Origin of the sequence: Vibrio sp. H11 (genome assembly GCF_004804295.1) — a bacterium.
GTDB lineage: Bacteria > Pseudomonadota > Gammaproteobacteria > Enterobacterales > Vibrionaceae > Vibrio > Vibrio ostreae.
This window is the reverse complement of the sequence record NZ_SSHN01000005.1, coordinates 264,007-285,795: the sequence shown is the minus strand read 5'-3', so window position 1 is coordinate 285,795 and position 21,789 is coordinate 264,007. Positions and strand designations below refer to the sequence as shown.

Here is a 21,789-nt window from a genome sequence, read left to right as displayed (position 1 = left end):
TGGCCTTTCTTTTTATGAAGGAAATTCATACAAAAAATAACATGACGTACGGTTAGAATAATTCTCTTCTCGAATGCAAATAATTATTTTTTAGCAAATAAATAATGATGAAAATAACTGCCTGTGTTTTCTTGAAGCAGATAACAAACCACATTTTTTATATTGATTTTTTTTGAAATTAACTTGATGCTTAGAAGCAGAGTCCCAGCAGTAACAACGTACTCTGATACAACACTTATAATTCGAACAATATTCCTTCTGTACAAAGCCAAAACAAGCATGCTGTCAATCAACGTTGGGTAGGATAAAGATGTTTAAGCTTAAGAATATTAAAGTCAGCCACAAGCTGGCGATCATTATTGCTGTCGGGATCATTGGCTTCATCAGTTTACTGCTGATCGCATCGAACGCATTGCAAAATAATCTGCGTACTGAACGTGAAGCACGCCTCAATGCCGTTTTAAAAAGCACTCTCTCACAAGTTTCATTTCTTGAAAAAACACTTCCCAAAGATCAGGCTCAGGCTGAAGCGAAGAAACTGATTAACGCGTTACGATTTGACGGCGACAATTATGTGTTCGTTATTAATGAGTCACGCGAGGCGGTTGTTCATCCTTTGCACCCGGAACTGGTCGGTCAGCAGATGGGAAGCGACAGCGAACGTTTCTGGTTCGATATGGTTAACCTGGCCAGCAATGGTCAGCAAGGTATTCTCACTTACGACTGGCAGAACGATAAAGGTCAGCCTGCCGAAAAACTCTCTTCCGTACAAGGTTTTGCACCCTGGGGCTGGATCCTGGGCTCAGGCATGCTGGTCGATGATATTCAAACGGCGGTACAACAACAGTTTCTGAAAATGGCGCTCGCCACTCTGGCAGTGATCGTGGTGATGTCGCTGTTCGGCTTTATCATCAGCCGGGCTATTGTGACGCCGCTCGAACGCATTAAAGATACCATGAAGCTTGTGGCACAGGGCGACCTAACGGCTGAAGTTCAGATAGAAGGTAAAGATGAAATCGGTGTTGTCGCCCGGCGTATCAATGAGAGCGTTAGCTCGATGCGCTCGGCGCTGCGCGAGTCCGTCCATTCAGCCGGTGAAGTCGCTGAGGCTGCGATACGAATAGCTTCTTCGGCCGAGGAGACCAGCCAGGCCGTGGTCGCACAACGGGATCAGTTAAACCAGTTAGCGACGGCAATGAACGAAATGAGTGCGACCGTGGCAGAAGTTGCCGGACACGCCGAAGAGACCGCGCGAGATACTCTCGATGCCAGCAGCGAAGCCGGTACCGGCAACAATGATGTCCACTCAAGTGTCGACAGCATTAAAAGTTTATCGAACGAACTGGAAGTGGCTGCCGAACAGGTTAACAAACTGAAAGAAGGCGTGATGCAGATTAGTGAAGTGACGGCTGTTATCAGCGGCATTTCAGAACAAACCAATTTACTGGCACTCAATGCCGCGATTGAAGCTGCCCGCGCTGGCGAACAAGGTCGCGGCTTTGCCGTGGTAGCCGATGAAGTGCGTAACCTGGCAAGCCGCACCCACCACTCCACCGAAGAGATTCAGACGACTATTAATCGGCTGCAGCAACTTGCCGTGACGACCGCCAGCGCGATGCAGAAGAGCCAGGACCTGGCCTATAACAGCGTCGAACGCGCAGAAAATGCAGGCAGTGATTTGTCACAGATAGTGAGCCATATTCAGCACGTCAGTGACAAGGCAACGCAAATCGCAACGGCAGCCGAAGAACAAAGTGCCGTTGCAGAAGATATGAACCGTAACGTTAGCGGTATCAATGACGCTGCGCTGGAGATGTCGCAAGCCGCCAATTATCTGGCTGAAGAGAGCGAAAAGCTGGCCGACTTGTCACGCCAGTTAGATGGTAAGCTGACCCGCTTTAAACTTTGATAAGGGTTCCGGCCACCACATAACCACATCGGCACGAATAAAAAATCCACCGTTAGCGGTGGATTTTTTTATGCTGTCAAAGCGGCAACGGTATTATTTTACTGACCATTGCGACAGAGAACGCTTAAAGTCTTCATAACCAAATTCGTTCAGCTTCTGAATGTCGCCATTAGTACGTTCGCAGTACACAGAAGGCATCTTCAGGCCATTAAACCAGTTCAGCTTCACCATGGTATAACCAGCGCTGTCGAGGATATGCAGTTTTTGACCGACTTTAAGTGGCTGCTCAAACTTCGCCACACAGAACTGGTCACCTGCCAGGCAAGAACAAGAACCGATCACGTATTCGTGTTCACCGTTGTCGCTTGCTTCCAGGACAGAGGCAGGCTCATTGTAGATAAGCGTATCCAGGCGATGCGCTTCGGTTGCAGAATCTACAATCGCGGTTTTCATGCCGTTCTCAACCAGGTCAACAACGGTGACCACCAGATCAGTGGTTTTGGTAATGATCGCTTCACCCGGTTCCAGGTACAGTTGCACCGCATGTTTTTCAGCAAAAGCTTTCAGCGCCAGACCCAGCTTATCGACATCATAGCCCGGCCAGGTAAAGAATACGCCACCGCCCAGACTCACCCAGTCCAGCTTATCCAGATGCGCGCCAAAGCGCTCAGAGATAGCATCCAGCAGGCTGATGAAGGCATCGACATCTTTGTTCTCACAGTTCATATGGAACATGACACCATTGATACTCTCGAACACGGCCGGATCAATGTGGTCTGCCTGCACACCCAAGCGAGAGAAACGACGTGCCGGATTAGCGAGATCCTGGCCAGCGTAGCTTACACCTGGGTTAAGGCGTAGACCCACAGAGGCTTTTCCTTCTACCAGGTGACGATAAGCTGCCAGCTGTGACTGGGAGTTAAAAATCATCTTATCGCAGATATCTGCGACTTCTTTTACGTCATCTTCACTATAGCCCACGCTGTAAGCGTGAGTTTCACCACCAAATTTTTCATAGCCCAGTTTAACTTCAAACGGGCCTGAACTTGTGGTGCCGTCCAGGTAAGGTTTGATGATGTCAAACACACCCCAGGTAGAAAAACATTTCAGAGCCAGAACTAGCTTAACACCTGACACTTCTTTCAGACGTTTGGCTATTTCCAGATTTTCGATCAATTTCCCTTCATCAATCATGAAGTATGGGGTTTTCAATTCGCTTTTTTGCATTGTCTCGCTTCCTGATTACTGCCTGCTGCAGGCATCATCATTTGAGTCTTTAAATGGAAAAAACAGCCATCACAAGTGACGGCTGTTTATTACATCTCAATCTAAGTTCATTTCAACTGACAAACCGCAAGTCAAAATTACTTTAGAATGTTGATAACTGGTTCGCTAGGTTGCAGCTCCTGAATTTCCCAGTCCAGGCCGATTGACGGCATGGTTTCCAGGAACGGATCTGGATTCAACTGCTCCATGTTGAACACGCCAGCTTCAGCCCATTCACCACGGAAGAATTGCAGAGCAGCCGTGATTGCCGGAACACCTGTCGTGTAAGCAATAGCCTGATGCTCAACATCCTGGTAAGCCACTTCATGATCGGCATTGTTGTAAATGAAGACACTGCGCTGCTCACCATTCTTTTTGCCCTGAACCCAGGTACCGATACACGTGAGACCAGTATAGCCCGGCGCCAGAGACGTCGGATCCGGCAGCAGTGCTTTCAGCACGTGCAGCGGATGAACACTGGTACCATCGTGCAGAGTCACTGGTTCCGGGTTAAGTAAACCTATGTCACGCATGCAGTTGAAGTAGTTCAGGTAGCGGTCACCGAATCCCATCCAGAATTCAATGCGCTTAGCCGGGATATACTCTTTCAGCGAACGAACTTCATCGTGCGCCATTGAGTAAACCTTGAAAGGGCCACAGTTAGGAAAATCGAACTCCATCATACGAGTGTGACACGGTACTTGTTTCCACTCCCCCTCTTCCCAAAAGAAAGAGTCACCCTGAATTTCCAGCATGTTGGTTTCAGGATCAAAGTTAGTGGCGAACTTTTTACCGTGATCACCCGCATTGATGTCCATCACATCGATAGTATCAATTTCATCAAACAGATGTTTTGCCGCATAAGCGGCAAACACACTCACTACGCCCGGGTCAAAACCCGCGCCCAGTATGCCGGTGATCCCCGCTTGTTTAAACTTATCACGATACGCCCATTGCTGATCGTACGCTTCAGGTACTTGCTGACCTTCCGAGCACAGATCAACCGCAACAGAAGTGTCCATATAGGACACTTTTGCACGGTAACAGGCTTCCATGATTGGCACGTTAACCCATGGAGGACCGGCGTTAATCACCAGATCCGGTTTCACTTGTTCGATTAACGCAACCAAAGCGTCTACATCGTCAGCATTCACTGAACGAGCTTCTAGCTTCTTAGTAGAATCTTTCAGGTTTTGTTTACCCTTGATCGATTCAATGATCTTCTCACACTTCGCGATAGAACGCGAAGCTATGGTAATATCACCCAGCACGTCGTTGTTCTGTGCCGCTTTATGTGCGACCACCCAGCCAACGCCGCCCGCCCCAATCTGTAGAATAGACATAGTATCCGTATACCTTTATTTCGCTAGCTCAATAGCCAGAGTTTCAATTTTAGCCAGTAAAGCTTCGAAATCCGAAGTCTTTAAGCATGGGTTCAAGATTGTGAATTTCAAGGCAGTTTTGCCATCCACAATGGTTTCGCCAAGTACAGCTACGCCACGTACCAGGGCTTCCAGACGAACAACTTTGTTCAGTTCATCCAGGTCAGACGCCTGATTGTTTACCGCGCGGAATAACACGGTAGACAAAGATGGTTCAGCCAGAAGCTCAAAAGCTTCATGCTGACGAACCAATTCGGCCACTTGTTGGGTTTGATCCAGCAAGTGATCGTACATTGCGCCCATTTGTTTAGGACCTACGTTTTGCATGGTCATAAACACTTTCAGGGCATCAAAGCGTTTTGTTGTTGAGATAGACTTATCAACCAGGTTTGGCAGCGTGTCATGCTCACGGTTCAGGTAATCTGCATGGTGTAGCAGGTACTTGAATTTGCTCTTATCTTTCAGCAGCAGCGCGCCACAGCTGATGGTTTGGAAGAACAGCTTGTGGAAGTCAACGCTCACTGATTGCGCGCGTTCAATACCACTCAGACGATCTTTATGGCTGCTCAGAATCAGAGCGCCACCGTATGCGCTGTCCACATGCATCCACATTTCGTGCTTGTCAGCAACGTCAGCGATCGTCACCAGATCATCGATAGCACCGTGGTCAGTAGTACCTGCAGTACCTACGATAGCAAATGGGATCAGACCGTCTGCTTTCGCTTGTTCAACCACAGCTTCAAGCTTGGTCACATCCATGGTGCCGTTTGGCAGAGCATCGACAGCCAGGATCGCTTTCTCACCCAGTCCCATCCAAGAAGCAGACTTCTGAACAGTAAAGTGTGATTTCTTCGAACACACGATACGCAGTTTGTCAGCATAGTCAGGCAGACCCAGTTTCTGAATCGAGTGACCGCTCAGCTTGTCAGCAATCCAGTCACGCGCCAGCATCAGACCCATCTGGTTACTCTGAGTACCACCACTGGTGAAGATACCGTCCGCTTGCGCGCCCAGCTCATATTTTTCACACATCCAGTCAATCACTTTCTGCTCAACGAAGGTTGCTGCAGAAGACTGATCCCATGAATCCATTGATTGGTTCAGAGACGCGATGATGGCTTCAGCCACAACAGAAGGCATCAGCGGCGGCGTATGCAGGTGTGCAATACAATCCGGGTGCTGAACGATGATAGAGTTCTTAGCCACCAGTTCAGCGGTATCGGTAATCACCTCTTTCAGTGACGCATTCTTGTTATCCAGATCAACCGCGTAAATCGCTGCTTCCAGCGCTTTAGGATCAATACCAGAGTACGGTGCATCGACTTCTTCAAATACGGCTTTCATTGCAGCGGTCGTGTGGTTCATTACCTGAGCAAACTCCTGGCTGCCCATATGACCGGTATGAATGAAATGCTTTTTCCACTCTTGGTTTGCCTGCTCAGGGTCTTTTTGACCGCCGCCGGCAACCAGCATTGCTTCTTCCAGCACGCGCAGAGCAAAGTCAATCTGTTCAAATGAGATGACCAGCGGTGGAAGGAAACGGATAACCGAACCTTCACGGCCACCTTTTTCAACCATCAGGCCACGCTCCAGCGCTGCACGCTGAATGTCCAGAGTCAGTTGTGGTGCCGCTTTTGGCTCACCAAATTTGTTCAGCTCACCGCTTGGATCTTTGATTTCCAGACCCAGCATCAAACCTTTACCACGCACTTCTGCAACGCAGTTTACGCGGCTTTGAATTTTTTCCAGACCCATACGCAGGTATTGGCCTTTGATATTCGCCTGTTCAACCAGGTTATCACGCTGAATGATTTCCAGTGCTTTCGCACCCGATACCATTGCCAGCTGGTTACCACGGAATGTACCGGTGTGCTCACCCGGTTTCCAGGTATCGTGTTGCTTGTTAATCACCAGCAGAGACATTGGCATACCACCACCGATCGCTTTAGACAGACACAGTACGTCAGGTACGATGCCCGCTTCTTCGAATGCGAAGTTGTAGCCAGATTTGCCCACACCACACTGGATTTCATCAAAAATCAGCAGGATGCCGTGCTCGTCACAGATACGACGCAGTTCACGCAGGAAAAATGCGGGTGCTGGAATGACACCACCTTCGCCCTGAACCGGTTCTACGAAGATCGCAGCCGGCTTCATGATGCCCGCTTCGTCGTCGTTCAGCAGACGCTCAATGTAACGGATGCTCGCTTTCGCACCTTCATCGCCACCCAGACCAAACGGACAACGTAGGTTGTATGGGAAAGGCATGAAGTGTACGTCTGACATCAGGCCAGTACGACGTGCTTTCGTATTCAGGTTACCCATCATACCCATGGTGCCATTCGTCATACCATGGTATGCACCACGGAACGCGAACAGGGTGTTACGACCTGTGGTTTGCTTAGCCAGTTTGATAGCAGCTTCTACCGCATCAGCACCCGATGGTCCACAGAACTGAATCACACAGTTGTTACCCAGTTCTTCTGGCAGGAATCCCTTCACCGCTTTGATGAAGTTGGTTTTTGCTTTAGTGGCAATATCCAGAGTCTGGTAAGGAAGACCTGAATCCAGTTGATCTTTCAGAGCCTGATTGATTTCTGGGTGGTTGTAACCAAGTGCCAGCGTACCTGCACCTGCAAGACAGTCCAAAAAGATCTGACCACGGGTATCTTCTACCAGACAGCCAAAAGCCTGCTTGATAGCAATCGGTAAACGGCGTGGGTATGAACGCACTGCGGACTCATGTTCTGCCTGTTCAAGAAGGACGTCATCCGGAGTTAGATCATAAGTACCGTCTAATACTGGTACTTGGTTGGAAAACATAGTTGCGATAGCGTTATCGACTTCAAAGGCTGTACTCATCTTCGTCCCCTTGAATGGTTAAAGTTCTGTCTATTTCTCGGGAAATGGTTGATAAGAGAAATGACAAATAGCAAAACGTCCCGACTGTGTCCGCAGACAAATTCGGAATTAACTTAAAGGTCATCAGCTTGATGACTAATCACTAAAAAATAGGAATCAAGGTTCGGTTATGCTACTGTCCTGGCGAACAGGGCACAGAGGAAGTACAAAGCTGATTAATGTGTGTAAGTTAAGTGAGTTCAATGTTGGGTTTCCCATTCACATGCTGTTCCCACAGCAAGAGTATCCCGTCTATCAGCAAAAGGGCTTGCTGATACCTACCCTACGTAATGTCCCAATCAGCCTGAATGGTCACTACGCGTATCCCCCAGAAGCACTGTCCGAGATTGTTGCGGAAATTACCATAAAATGACTTTCCGCTGCAATCACTTTTCAACGATAAATTACAACTAAGTCAACAGAAAATATAACAATTATCGAATATTCAGAAAGTTATAAAAGTAAGAAATTACACAACCTCCGTCGGTTAAACGGAGGCTATGTCAGGTCACTTAATTAAACGGTATCATTTTTGACTATTTGGTTAAGTATCGCGTTGGCGGTATCCGTATCCAGCGCACCTGTGATGTCGAAAATATCAACACCATTTTCAATGATGATGGTCTGTTCGCCACCATCATGGTCCACTCTCAGCGTGAGGTCTTCATCGCCGCTTTCCACTTCATCAATACTGATTTTTGCCAGCAGATCGTTGAAGGTTTCATCATCGCTCAGCACCGATGTCAGGTCTAAAGTATCGCTGCCTCGTTCGAAGTTTTTGACCACGTCAGTACTGTTGTCCAGGGCCGCATCCAGCCAGGTGAATACATCCGCCTGACCGCCGTAGCCAATGAGCAGATCATTGCCCATTTGCGCGTGGATGATAGGCTCACCGTCATCTCCAATGACGACATCAAAAGATGGCGTGGTACTGTCGGCATCCAGGGTGACCGTGGCCTGGTTACTGAGCTGGTCATCAGAATCGACCGCCATGTAATTAAAGCTGGTATCCTCGGTAACAACTTCAGAGCCAGACAGATAGGTCACGACATAATTGGAACCCGCCGTTTCATCGTTGCTGGATGCAGAAAAGTCCATCTGAACAATTGGCTGACTTGACACATAACTATAATCAGCCTGATTCACATCATAATATTCGACGTGCGTCGATCCATCCAGGAAGGTAAACGTTACGGTCGCAACGTGGTTATTATTCAGTCCGTCCACCGCGAAGCTGATCTTGTAGAATGGGTTGTCACTAAAATCCACGGTCAGGGTCTCGGTAGTATTGATACCACCCCCTCCTTCCACAGAGAAACCAGTCCCCTGAGTATTATGGTTAATCAGATCAACATCTGAAGCAACGGTCCGGTTTCCGTTGACCTTAGTTGCTGAGATTTCAACCTGATTACCATTCTCTAGCGTAAAGGTGTAGGTCCCATCGTTGTTATCAGTTAAAGAGCCATCTTCTGAAGAGCCAATCACCACTTCATCCCCGGAAGGAACGAAGCTGATGTAATGCGGATCGAGCAGGACTTTATCTCCTCCCTCCACATAGAGATCGGTGTTTGTCAGCTCACGGGTGACACCGAATTCATCGGTATAGAGCAAGGTTCCTGTCTCAGGCAATGATGTCAGCACAATCATGACCTGAATTCCGGCAGCATCATCGTCTATATCCGAAATATGGTCTTGCTGTGGGTCATCCGAATCGAACACGATCGTGCTTTCAACGTTATCGCTGAGCAGAACGGTAAAGTTCTCCGCAATCGGGGCATCATCGATATTTAACTCGTTAAGTATCACCTCAATATCTGTCGACTTAACCATGCCCAAGCCTTCATCCTCTGTAGCTGTCACTACCAGGTTATGCGTATTCGTAGCCAACTCATAATTATTCGTAAACGCCGCGACCCCCTCTGAAGTTAAGCTAATTACACCGGTGACGGCATTGATGGCAAATAATGCCATGCCGTTAAAGTAGACATTTTGAGTGATGCTATAAGTCACTCTTTCCCCATCGGCGTCTGAAGCCGATACTCGACCTAGTTCACTGGTGATCACCCGACCTTCATAGTAGTCAAACACGTAGCGGTTTTCGTCCGGATCGTTGGGGTCAAATACCGGCGCGTTATCATCGAGATTGAGCTCGCTCAGCGCGACCGGAATATCGGTCGATTGCTGCTCGCCCAGCCCCGCCACTTCGGTCGCGGTCACCATCAGCATATGCTCGTTCGGGTCGAGTTCAAAGTCGTTGGCAAACGCCGCCACGCCCGCGTCGGTCAGACGGATCGCACCTGTGGTGGCATCGATGGTAAACAGCGCGTTGTTGTCGCCGTCAAACACGTTCTGCTTGATGCTGTAGGTGACCTCTTCACCGTCCGCATCCGTCGCCTGCACCGTGCCCAGCACATCATCGACCGTGCTGTTTTCGTTATACTCAAACGCGTATTGCGCCCCATCCGGATTATCCGGATCGTTGGGGTTAAATACCGGCGCGTTATCATCGAGATTGAGCTCGCTCAGCGCGACCGGAATATCGGTCGATTGCTGCTCACCCAGCCCCGCCACTTCGGTCGCGGTCACCATCAGCTTGTGCTCGTTCGGGTCGAGTTCAAAGTCATTGGCAAACGCCGCCACGCCCGCGTCAGTCAGACGGATCTCTCCGCTTTCTGCATCGATGGTGAACAGCGCATTGTTGTCGCCGTCAAACACGTTCTGTTTGATGCTGTAGGTGACCTCTTCACCGTCCGCATCCGTCGCCTGCACCGTGCCCAGCACATCATTGACCGTGCTGTTTTCGTTATATTCAAACGCGTATTGCGCCCCGTCCGGGTTATCCGGATCGTTGGGGTTAAATACCGGCGCGTTATCATCGAGATTGAGCTCGCTCAGCGCGACCGGAATATCGGTCGATTGCTGCTCGCCCAGTCCCGCCACTTCGGTCGCGGTCACCATCAGCTTGTGCTCGTTCGGGTCGAGTTCAAAGTCATTGGCAAACGCCGCCACGCCCGCGTCAGTCAGACGGATCTCTCCGCTTTCTGCATCGATGGTGAACAGCGCATTGTTGTCGCCGTCAAACACGTTCTGTTTGATGCTGTAGGTGACCTCTTCACCATCCGCATCCGTCGCCTGCACCGTGCCCAGCACATCATTGACCGTGCTGTTTTCGTTATATTCAAACGCGTATTGCGCCCCGCCCGGATTATCCGGATCGTTGGGATTAAATACCGGCGCGTTATCATCGAGATTGAGCTCGCTCAGCGCGACCGGAATATCGGTCGATTGCTGCTCGCCCAGCCCCACCACTTCGGTCGCGGTCACCATCAGCATATGCTCGTTCGGGTCGAGTTCAAAGTCGTTGGCAAACGCCGCCACGCCCGCGTCGGTCAGACGGATCGCCCCTGTGGTGGCATCGATGGTGAACAGCGCGTTGTTGTCGCCGTCAAACACGTTCTGTTTGATGCTGTAGGTGACCTCTTCACCGTCCGCATCCGTGGCCTGCACCGTGCCCAGCACATCATTGACCGTGCTGTTTTCGTTATATTCAAACGCGTATTGCGCCCCGTCCGGGTTATCCGGATCGTTGGGGTTAAATACCGGCGCATTGTCGTCAATATCACGTTCCATCAATATGACATCAACATCCGCCGACTGAGGCGTACCGTTACCGTCAACTTCCGTTACCGTCACCACTATGCCGTGCGTGTTAGCCGGGAGTTCGTAATCGTTGGCAAGCGAAGCAACACCCGCAGCGGTCAAACTGATTTCACCAGTCTCGCTATTAATCTGGAATAGATCATTACCCTGCTCGTCCTGAACGTTATTCTTAATCGAAAAAGCCAGAACCTCATTATCGGGGTCAATAGCACTTACCTGGCCAATCGTCTGTCCTTCTGTCTGACCCTCATCATAACTAAATGAATAATCACCCGCGTCATTCACATCGACAAACACCGGCACATCATTAGTACCATTAATTGTCACAATAACCGTGTGGGTGCTGCCATCCGTACCCACCACCTGAAACTGGTCAACAATCGAATCACCGGTGTTAAGTTCATCGAAGGCACTATTAGCAACGAACACCCAGTTGCCATCGGCATCAATCGAAAACTGACCATAATCTCCCGCCACATCCTGCTGCGCAATAAATGTCAGTCCATCGGCACCTTCTACCTGCAACACACCTTCCAGAGTCACCGGCTCATCCGTTTCATCCGCCTCAGCACTATCACTTCCACTCAACAGTAATGTCGTAACGGTATCTGCGACCAAATCGGTCAGCGCCAGACTTTGCGTTGCCGACAACCCCAGACCTTCCAGGCCGGAAGTATCAAAACTGGTGGACGCCAGCACTTCATCGCCGGTACGACTGATACTGGCAGAAGTCGTCAGACTGGAACCGTTAGTTCCGCCTGCTGCGGTCGCCAAATCAGGATTTTGCGTCGGGTCAGCTCCCAGTTCTAACTGTTGAATAATCTGGGCTATTTCTCCGTCCAGATTGGTGTTTGCAGTATTGGCAGGGCTCACCAACTCGGCGGTGACTTGTGGATTAGGACCTTCGCTGACCTGAACGACAACGTCGCCCGGTCTGAGGGGCATATTTGCAGCTTGTTCGCGGAACTGACCATTTCTATCAATGATCAGGGTAACGTTAGCCAGCATCGTAGAAGCGAGAGTACGTGTGTTCATGAGCATCATTCCTTGAAGTTTGAATAGGCTCGGTATGCATGCAGATGCCTGGTCTGAAAAGACCCGACACCTAGTCAACTATTCTCATAACACAAACGTAGTGACCTCACTAATGACAATCAACTCAATATTTAGAGTTTTAATCCTAATACTGACTAAGATATCAATATATATAGAAATTATTCATTAGCACTTTTTTGAACTAATCTCTCAACTTTCTAAATTATCAACTAAGCTTCCAGTAACCTCCGATTTGAGATAGCAATCGCTGTAAATTCGTGTCTGCAGTGCGAATCAGAATGCCTCAACAAATCATTTAAATACTAATAGGAGCGACCCTGTGAAACGGACCATTCCCCTTTTGGCAGGATGTTTGTTGTCTATATCCTTGCAAGCTTCAGCTCAGACACTTGAGCAGGCTGTAGCGCTTGCGTTGGCAAATAATCCTGAAATAAAAGCCAGTTACAACCAATACGTCAGTAGTGTTAAAGAGAGTGATGCTGCCGCCGGAGCTTATCTCCCTACGCTGGACCTTGATGCAGGCATCGGGTACGAAGGTATCCGCCCTGCTTCTTCCACCGGCAACGAAGACACAGACCTGACCCGCAAAGAAGCCAGCATTATTCTTAACCAATTGATTTGGGATGGTAATGCCACTCTGAACGATATGGACCGTACCGCCGCTGATGCAGAATCCGAGCGGTTACAACTGCTTGATGACGCCTCTAACCTTGCGCTACAGGTGACTGATGTGTATCTCAATGCAGTTAAAGCAAAAGAAGTTTTGGCTCTGTCAGAAAGTAATTTGGCTGTGCATAAACGCATCTACCGGGATATCAAGCGACGCGTAGACTCCGGTATCGGCTCGACTGCGGACCTGACGCAGGTTGAAGCACGGATAGCCCGGGCACAGGGCAACTTATTAGCTGCCCAGAATAATCTGTTTGACACTCACACACAGTTTGAACGTCTGGTCGGTCAGGCTCCACTCGGCCTGATTTATCCCCGCGCAGACGCCGCTAAAATTCCGTTGTCGTTGACCGATGCTATGGCGCTTGCTCTGGACAACCATCCGGTCATCAAGGTCTCAGCCGCGGATGTCGACGCTGCCCGCTTCCAGTATAAGCAGTCGAAAAGCCCCTACTATCCGACCATCTATTTTGAAGCACGCCAGACTTGGCGTGATGATGCAGGTGGTGATCGCGGCGGAGCGAGCGAAACCATCGCGATGCTACGCTTAAACTACAACCTGTATAACGGGGGCAGCGACAGTGACCGCAGTGAAAGTGCTGCATATCAGCTCAATCGCTCAAAAGATTTACGCGATAACGCCTACCGTCAGGTGGAAGAAGGACTGCGACTATCCTGGAGCGCGCTCGACTTAACTCTGCAACAAAAGGACTTTCTGGCAGACCATGTCGATTCTGCATCGCAAACCGTGATTGCTTACGAGAAGCAGTATCAGATCGGCCAGCGAACCCTGCTTGACCTGCTAAACACAGAAAATGAACTGTTTGAAGCTCGCCGGGATTATCTGGATGCGCACTATGCCGAGCAATACGCAAAATATCGTGTTATGAATGCGGTTGGCGTATTGATTGACGCCCTGCTGGTCGATATTCCGCAGGAATGGACCAAGAAAGTGGAGTACTGATATGAAAATAACCATTCTCTCACTCTCTGTCATGATCAGCCTGGCAGCTTGTCCCAGCTTGGCTGGTGACGAATATGATTACATCAAAACGCCGCTGGCGAATCAGGTTGCCGATCTGCAAGATGACGATTGGGATGGCGTGATCAACGCACGTGATCTGTGTCCGGATACACCCAAAGGAGCACTGATCGATAATGATGGTTGCGGTGAAGTGATTCAGGATTCAGATAAGCGCCAGCTACATATTTTGTTTGCCCATGACTCCTATGAAATCAACCCGGTATTTTCCGATCAAATTCAGGAAATGGCGATGTTTCTGAAAAAATATCCCAGTGCCTCTATTGAGATTCAGGGCTATACCAGTAAAGTGGGCACAAATGATTATAACCTGGACTTATCGAAACAACGCGCAGACGCGGTAGAACGCAAATTACTCTCTTACGGTATTGACGCTAAGCGCGTGAGGATTATCGGCTATGGTGAAAGCCGCTTAGTCGACGATGGCGATTCCAATTCAGCGCATGCGGTAAACAGGCGCGTTACAGCAACCGTTGTGGGCTTAAAAGAAAAAGTAGTTGAAGAATGGACGATTTTTACCACCAAAAAGAAATAGCTGACCATCTTCATCTTGGGCCTTCGCCACCACGAAACGGGCGTCATAATGCAGCAAAAGTGGTAAAGAACGAAGCCAGACACAACAAAAAAGGCCCTGCGGGGCCTTTCGTTTAGATTTTTCGGACATTTGCCCTTATCAGGTTCTGTTGTCTACTTGAGCAGACGCCGCATTCTCAACCTTCTTCTTTGGCAGTGACAGACTCAGCAAGCCGTAACCAAGAATCGCTGCTGTGGTGGAACCCATCAAAATACCCAGTCGAGCATAGGTGTCGTAGTCTGCATTGGCGCTACCAAACGCCAGTGAGGAAATAAAGATCGACATGGTGAAACCAATACCACACAGCACAGATACTGCAAAGATGTGCTTAAGGTTAATACCTTCCGGCAATTTAGCCACACCCATTTTTACCGCTGCAACACTGAAGGTGAAAATCCCGAGAGGTTTACCCAGTAACAGGCCAAGCGCAACACCTAAAGGCAGGGTTGAAGCCAGACCAGCCAGAGAAACACCGGCCAGTGAAATACCTGCGTTAGCGAATGCAAACAGAGGCAAAATACCAAACGACACATAAGGATGCAGTGCATGTTCCATATGTTTCAGCGGAGAGTGCTCACCCTGTTTGCCCTTCAGAGGAATTGCAAAACCGATCACCACACCGGCCAGTGTCGCATGAACACCCGACTTCAGTACCGCAACCCACAAAATCAGGCCAACCACCATGTAAACACTGATTTTGGTAACGTGTTTAGCATTAAGCAGGAACAGCACACCCGTCATGATAAAGCCAATTGTCAGCGCTATGGTTGATAAATCGCTGGTATAGAAGAGCGCAATGATCACAACCACACCCAAGTCATCAATGATGGCCAGCGCCAACAGGAATACTTTCAGGCTCACCGGCACCCGATTTCCCAACAACGCCATGATACCCAAAGCAAACGCGATATCAGTTGCCGCCGGGATCGCCCACCCCTGAATAGCTTGAGGATCTCCCGAGTTAAACAGCACATAAATCAGTGCCGGCGCAAGCATACCACCTACAGCGGCGATAGCCGGAAAAATGGCCGTTTCACGCGACTTCAGTGCCCCTTCCAGCAGCTCACGTTTTACTTCCAGGCCAATTAACATGAAAAACACAGCCATCAGGCCATCGTTAATCCAGTGAGAAACAGACATACCAAACAGGTAGCTGTGCAGTGCACCCTGATAGAATTCATTGAGAGGTGAGTTTGCAATGGTCATGGCAACCACCGCAGCGATCACTAAGATGATCCCTCCGGCTGATTCCATTTTGAAAAAGTCACGAATTGTGTCAGTCATTAAATCGTCCTTGTCGTTATGTTAGTCAACGATAAACAAAAGAATAAATTGAGTGTATCCACTCACTTATCGCTTGAGAAATCGCTTGTAATGAACATAAACCTCGAAAATCCCGAACAGTTAAGCTTCATGTTACGTTTATTCCGTTTAAACAATCCCAAACTCTAAGTATAGGAAATCGAGTAAAGAAAACCGCTTTTGAGGGAAAATAACAAAACGGGAAGATCTAAGATGTTCCCGTTCCGACTCATAAGTATGAAGTGTTTGTCGTTTTTAACGTATTACAGAAAATGATAGTTTAGTAACCCGTCAGTTGCATAAAACCGTGAGCACGGTGTGTTCCGAACGAGTAAATCGGCCCCTGCCAGTATGGCAGAGCGAAGGGTAGCCACAAATGTTGGTTGAGTACACTGGTGGTAATATTGATATTCTGGCTCGGGATCGAAATATTCCACTGCAACGGGACTAATTTACCGTTCGCCAAAGACATCATGTGCAGAGGGGTGATCATCACATCAGATTCATTCAGTGTGATCACTCTACCATTGCGGGTCGACAAGGTTCCGAATACATAGGGTAACTGCAGATTGTGTCGGAATCGACTGACTGTCAGTGTGGTATCCTGATCGAGGTCAAGCACGAACCAGTCCCAGCCACGCTGACCTTCTGCCAGCAAACCGCTGCCCCACTCTTTGCTCATCCACGCCGTCCCTTCAACTGCAACCGGAGGCATATTATTGCTAAGTTTAAGCGAACCACGTACCTTGATAAACGGCGCCTGAATATTATATGACGCAACCGGCATCAGGTTATGCTTGGCCTGATAACCCTGCTCACCGGGAATCACATACTGTCCGGTTTGTTCCATCTTCAGCGACAACGCGAAAGAATCGGTATTAACGCTCAAACGCCCGGGGAACGGGTTCTCATCTTTAGCACTCCAGGACCAGTTATCAATCCACATCCGAAAAGGTTTTGCATTGAGCCCGGCGAGTCCGATACCACCGCGGGCCATACGTTGTTCACGCCAGACGTGATCACGGGTCGAGATCACCACATGTGAAAAATAGAGTTGGGAGTTATCCCAGCCCGGATGCTCCAGATCATCACGCGCGATACGGAAATAATTCCATTGCACACCATATTCGTTGCCGTGCGTATCTTTGACATTGGCAAAGAAGTGCCACCACTCATGTTGATAGTCCGGATGCATAGCGAAGTCTGCGGGTAAAACCACAGACTTACCCGGCAGTGCCGATTCAAATACTTTTTGCGATTGTGAGGCAAACAGAGAATCCAAATCGTTGTCATCGGGCTGGTATTGGGTCGGAGCGAAGATGGCATACAGCAATGAACCGATCAATGCGATAACCGCCAATACGGTCGTAACCACCAACAGCTTCACCAGTCTTTTATTCAGTACTGCCATTACAGCGCATCCCTTAATGATTTCATTGGCGAGCGACGAACCAATCGCATCACAGGTAGAGCCCCTGCAATAATCAGAGCCAGCATCGACAACATGGCGGTTTGCATATAAAGAGACGGAATCATTTGCAATGCCATTGTCCACCCGAACGATTGACGAATCACAACATCAATCATTAACTTAGCCAATACAATCCCCAACGGCAGCGCAATAATCAGAGAAATCGCGCCAAACACAAACAGCTGTAACGCCCCGACTGCGACCAGTTCTTTTCCAGACATGCCCAGACAACGCAGCAAAGCAATATGCCGCTGACGGGAGACTTCACCGGCAACGGTCGCAAAGAAAATACCACACACCGCAATTAACAAGGTGATGTTACCCAGGGTATCGGCAATAGCAAAAGTCCGGTCAAAGACCCGCATGGCTTTTTTATGCAGGCTATGGTTGTCGAACACCCGTTCCGAATCGAGCCTGAATACCGAATCAAGACGCTTTTTCAGCACGTTGACCTGAGTATCATCTTTCATCTTCACGGCCAGAGCGACATTCCCCGTACCAGCAAAAGCGTACAGCCAGTTGCGATGAGACATCAGCACCTGATTATAAGGGTTACCATAGTCATAATAGACGCCGACCACCAGCCAGCCCTGGCCCAATGGCATCGAGAGATCGATATAATCACCCGGTCGTATGCCCAGTTTAATCGCCATGGATTCGCTGACCATCACGCCACGCGAATGATGCAAATGATACCAGTAGTCAGGCACACCTAGCTTCACCGTCAGAGCATCCAGTTCCCCTTGCGAAGTACCGGTACTGACCACCTGCAAAGCACCATTATTGGTCGAGAAATCTTTCTCCCAGCGCCACCAGACATTATCGACGTCCGGTTGTTTCGACAGCCATTCACTCATCCGGGCAGCCGAACTCACGGTTGGATAGAGATATAAGTCAGCCGCCAGACGCTGTGACAGCCATTTTTCTGTCGTCTCACGGAAACTGCCGACCGTGGTTTCCACCCCGATATTGGCCGCCATAGCCAGCATAAATGCCATTGTCGCTACGCCACGATAACTCATACTCGCTGCTGCATCGGCAAAGAACCAGCGTACTTTTACCCAGCGCATGGTGTAAGAGAAACTCTTAAATACATTCCAGATTATGAATGGCGTCATCAGAGCCACACTGATCAGCAGTAACGCGATAATGGCAAAGCCGGACGACTGAGTTTTCGGCGCCTGATACACCGCCATTGCTGCCACAAACAGGCAGCTCGCAATCAAGGCTTGTAAGGTGAATTCAGAACGGGCAAAACGCATCAGGGAAAGACGGGTTGTCAGTCGTATCGGCTGCGATTTTAGCAACCGGATCAATGGCCATGCACAAGAAGCAAACGCCCCGAAAATCGCCATAAATAAGCTGTATGAACTCCAGCTCCAATCCCAGTCTATCGCCAGCCCTACGTTGGCGTCATACAGATTAGCCAGGCTGGCCGATACCGCTGGCATTAACTTATTGGCCAGCATCAGGCCAAACACATTGCCGCACAGCCAGCTCAGAATAACCAGAACAAGCAACTCAAGTGATAACGCTTTCGCCAGTTGCCAGCCAGAGACCCCGGTTTGACGTAATATACCAACCAAAGGCTGACGCTGGATGAGCGACAGCGACATCGCCTGGTAGAAAATAAATAACCCAACCAAAAACGCCAGCATTCCCATCGCGGTCAGATTCATATGGAAAGCCTGAGTGAGAGATTCCAGCTCTGCGCGCGAACTGCGCACTAACGTCATTCCATTTGGCAGAGCTCTTTTCAGTTGTTGTAGCTTCTCCGGCGGCATATCCGTGCAGGCGATAACCGACAAGCCAGCGCTTGGTCTCAGCTCACGAACTAATGACAGGTCCGCAACAATCCGAGTGCCGTTAATCAAGTTGTGCGTATCAATCACCACAGGGCCGAGCTCAGTGCCATCGTCCAGAGTCACCGGATCGCCGGCGGACCAGCCTTGCAGCGCAGCAAAATCCTGACTCACCATCAAAGGGGACGGTTTTTGCATCAGTGCCAACATACTCATCTGATCTAATGTCAGACCATTCCCCAGCGGCAGCATGGCGACCGGATCAATACCGAGCAGAGTGAAATCAGCACCGGATTTGGTTGTCAGTCGGTAACTGTCAAACGGAGCACACTGGTTGAAACCCTCCCGACGCAACTGGACGTAGAAGCCCTGCGGAATTTTATTGGCGACGTGTTTGGTACGGATTCGATAAGGAAGAGGGTTAGAAAACAGCTTTTCGCCATGTTCGTAACTTTGACGAGCATGGTTGTTGATTGCGGTAACGCCAACTAACAGGGAAACACTGAGTGTCAGGCCGAGCCAGACGAGAAAAATTTGTAGCGGGTAACGACGGTAATGCCCGAGTAGTGCTTTAACTACGGGCCATAACATGTAACTGCCCTCCTTGCAGGCGGATACACCCTTCCATATGGCTCGCGACTTTTTCACTGTGGGTCACTAACAGCAGGGAACACTCGAGTTGATGCGCCAGTGAGGTCAGCAAGCGCATTACCGCTTCAGCATTACGTTCATCCAGGCTTCCGGTCGGCTCATCGGCCAGCAATAATGTCGGTTCCATATACAAGGCGCGCGCAATCGCAGCACGCTGTTGCTGCCCACCGGAGACTTCTTCCGGATAACGACCAAGCAAAGGCATTAAATCCAGCGCCGATAAAATCTGGCGCAATAATCCCTGATCCTCTGGCAGCCCTTTAAGCTGACGACAAAAACGAATATTGTCGGCAACATTCAAGGTTGGTAACAGATTAAACTGCTGAAAAATATGACCAATATTATTACGGCGAAAGGCTGTGCGTTTATGCTCTGCATTCTTGTGCATGGCAAAATCAGGAAACCAGATTTCACCCGAATCGACGGTGTCTAGACCTGCAATCAGATTGAGCAGCGTACTCTTGCCCGAGCCGCTTTCGCCCATTAATGCCAACTGATCGCCCCGATTTAACGTCAACTCTGCCCCTTGTAATACAGGGTGAAACTCATCGCCATCCATAAATCCTTTGGACAGGTCTATCAGTTGTAACATTAAATCACTCACCGTCGATAAATTAAGGACTGAGAATCTACACTAATTCCCGCACTCTAGAAAGTATTTTGGACATGGGGTCACAAAATATACATCAAGATGCATTGGTAAGATGTCATATATCTAGTTTTCGATCAAATTGCGCATCCAGCGCTTGCTTTTTGTACGCCAAATAGAACCAAACCATTTCACCACTTCTTCGGTAAGAAACAGCAGATAAATCCATTCCGGCGCCACCTGTAAATAGATGGCTGCAAATGCCGCCAGAGGAATGCCAATCAACCACTGGGCGACGGTATCCTGGGCAAGACAGAATTTGACATCGCCGCCAGCTCGTAATACCCCGACAATCAGCATCATAGGCACAGAACGAAGAACTATTCCAAGGCTCAGAATCACGATGAATTTGTCCGCCAGATCGCGAGTCTGCTCAGTCAGTGCACTAAACGAATTCAGAATGGGGATCTGCACCAGATAGAGTAAAAATGCCACCACCACGGCGGCGACCACGTTCACTACCGCAATACCAATCGCCTGATAATAAACCGCGTCAAAGTTTCTGGCGCCAAGCTGGTTGCCGACTAACACCGCGGCCGCATTCGACATCCCAATCAAAAGACTGAGCGAGATTGACTCTACCGGCGTCATCACAGACAGTGCCGCTAAACCCTGAACACCGGTTTGCCCCATAATGGCATGATAGACAAACAGCCCACCCGCCCAGCCGAGAAAATTGACGGTGGTCGGCAAAGAGAGCTTAAGAAACCGGACTATCGTTTTCCACACCAGTACCGCGCGAATATCGCCAAGATGGAACGCCAACAAATGCTGCTTGGCATACAAATAACCAAACAGGCAGCCGACTTCGACCAATCCACTGATCACAGTCGCAATCGCCGCCCCCTGAATACCAAGGGCAGGAAATCCCCATTTACCGAATATCAGTAACCAGTTGAGGAAAACGTTCGCCAGGATCCCAATCCCGCTGAAAAAAGTGCTGATACCCGGTTTATGCATGGCTCGTAATCCGACTGCCATACTGCTGACGCATGCAACCGCCAGCATGCTGAAAGAAGTGATGATTAAGTACTGGGAGCCTAGCCCATTAACACGCTGCGACTCAGTGGCCAGTGCCATAATCTCACTGGGAAAAATCAGAAACAGTGCCACAGTGAACAGCGCAAAAAACATAGAAACCAGCCAGGTTAATGCGGTACTTTCGCGCACCCCGCGCTGATTACCGGCCCCCCAGTACTGTGCGGTCAGCAGAGCGCCACCGGTTGTCACGCCCACCAACATAATCGTGGTCACAAAGGTTGCACGCGCAGCGACGCCGACAGCGGCAATTTCAGCTTCGCCCAGTTGTCCCAGCATCAACACATCGACTAAGCCGCGACTGGAAAACATGATGCTTTGCAAACTGATCGGCAGCGCAATCGCAATCAGATGACGAAAAAAATCACCTTTGGTGTAATGTAAAACTTGAGACACAACAGACAACCGACCACCTCT

Annotated in this window: 12 protein-coding genes; 3 read left to right on the top strand and 9 right to left on the bottom strand. The window is 49.3% G+C overall.

Annotation, left to right across the window (positions count from 1 at the left end; translation table 11 throughout):
* Positions 1-310 precede the first annotated feature (310 nt).
* Positions 311-1,909, top strand: a complete 1,599-nt coding sequence (locus E6C74_RS10430) for a methyl-accepting chemotaxis protein (protein ID WP_136484815.1) — start codon at positions 311-313, stop codon at positions 1,907-1,909.
* A 93-nt stretch (positions 1,910-2,002) separates the two neighbouring features.
* Here E6C74_RS10430 and nspC read toward each other — a convergent pair whose 3' ends face one another.
* The 4 genes from nspC to E6C74_RS10405 all read right to left on the bottom strand — a co-directional run bounded on the left by nspC (position 2,003) and on the right by E6C74_RS10405 (position 12,153).
* Positions 2,003-3,136, bottom strand: a complete 1,134-nt coding sequence (nspC, locus tag E6C74_RS10425; protein WP_136484813.1) for a carboxynorspermidine decarboxylase — start codon at positions 3,134-3,136, stop codon at positions 2,003-2,005.
* 137 nt (positions 3,137-3,273) lie between these two features.
* On the bottom strand, positions 3,274-4,518 hold the full coding sequence (locus E6C74_RS10420) for a carboxynorspermidine synthase (RefSeq protein WP_136484811.1): 1,245 nt from the start codon (positions 4,516-4,518) through the stop codon (positions 3,274-3,276).
* Between the two features lie 15 nt (positions 4,519-4,533).
* Entirely contained in the window at positions 4,534-7,419 is a 2,886-nt protein-coding gene (locus E6C74_RS10415; RefSeq protein ID WP_136484809.1) for a pyridoxal phosphate-dependent class III aminotransferase, read from the bottom strand.
* Positions 7,420-7,974: 555 nt separating this feature from the next.
* Positions 7,975-12,153 carry a VCBS domain-containing protein gene (locus E6C74_RS10405; RefSeq protein WP_240798170.1) on the bottom strand — a complete coding sequence of 1,393 codons (4,179 nt, stop codon included), beginning with the start codon at positions 12,151-12,153 and terminating at the stop codon, positions 7,975-7,977.
* Between the two features lie 376 nt (positions 12,154-12,529).
* On the opposite strand from E6C74_RS10405, the gene E6C74_RS10400 reads away from it, so the two are divergent.
* Together E6C74_RS10400 and E6C74_RS10395 are read left to right on the top strand one after the other, a co-directional pair.
* Positions 12,530-13,807, top strand: a complete 1,278-nt coding sequence (locus E6C74_RS10400) for a TolC family outer membrane protein (RefSeq protein ID WP_136484805.1) — start codon at positions 12,530-12,532, stop codon at positions 13,805-13,807.
* 1 nt (position 13,808) lies between these two features.
* Positions 13,809-14,420, top strand: a complete 612-nt coding sequence (locus E6C74_RS10395) for an OmpA family protein (RefSeq protein ID WP_168797008.1) — start codon at positions 13,809-13,811, stop codon at positions 14,418-14,420.
* A gap of 138 nt (positions 14,421-14,558) precedes the next feature.
* Here E6C74_RS10395 and nhaA read toward each other — a convergent pair whose 3' ends face one another.
* The 5 genes from nhaA to E6C74_RS10370 all read right to left on the bottom strand — a co-directional run bounded on the left by nhaA (position 14,559) and on the right by E6C74_RS10370 (position 21,777).
* Entirely contained in the window at positions 14,559-15,743 is a 1,185-nt protein-coding gene (gene nhaA / locus E6C74_RS10390) for a Na+/H+ antiporter NhaA (RefSeq protein WP_136484802.1), read from the bottom strand.
* 298 nt (positions 15,744-16,041) lie between these two features.
* The gene (locus tag E6C74_RS10385) at positions 16,042-17,172 is read right to left on the bottom strand and encodes a lipocalin-like domain-containing protein (protein WP_136484800.1); all 1,131 of its coding nucleotides are present in this window, start codon (positions 17,170-17,172) and stop codon (positions 16,042-16,044) included.
* The gene (locus E6C74_RS10380) at positions 17,172-19,625 is read right to left on the bottom strand and encodes an FtsX-like permease family protein (protein WP_136484798.1); all 2,454 of its coding nucleotides are present in this window, start codon (positions 19,623-19,625) and stop codon (positions 17,172-17,174) included. Before E6C74_RS10380 ends, E6C74_RS10385 begins: the two co-directional genes overlap by 1 nt.
* Positions 19,606-20,277, bottom strand: a complete 672-nt coding sequence (locus tag E6C74_RS10375; RefSeq protein ID WP_136484796.1) for an ABC transporter ATP-binding protein — start codon at positions 20,275-20,277, stop codon at positions 19,606-19,608. The genes E6C74_RS10380 and E6C74_RS10375 overlap by 20 nt, the downstream gene beginning before the upstream one ends.
* Before the next feature lie 123 nt (positions 20,278-20,400).
* On the bottom strand, positions 20,401-21,777 hold the full coding sequence (locus tag E6C74_RS10370) for an MATE family efflux transporter (RefSeq protein ID WP_136484794.1): 1,377 nt from the start codon (positions 21,775-21,777) through the stop codon (positions 20,401-20,403).
* Between the last annotated feature and the right edge of the window lie 12 nt (positions 21,778-21,789).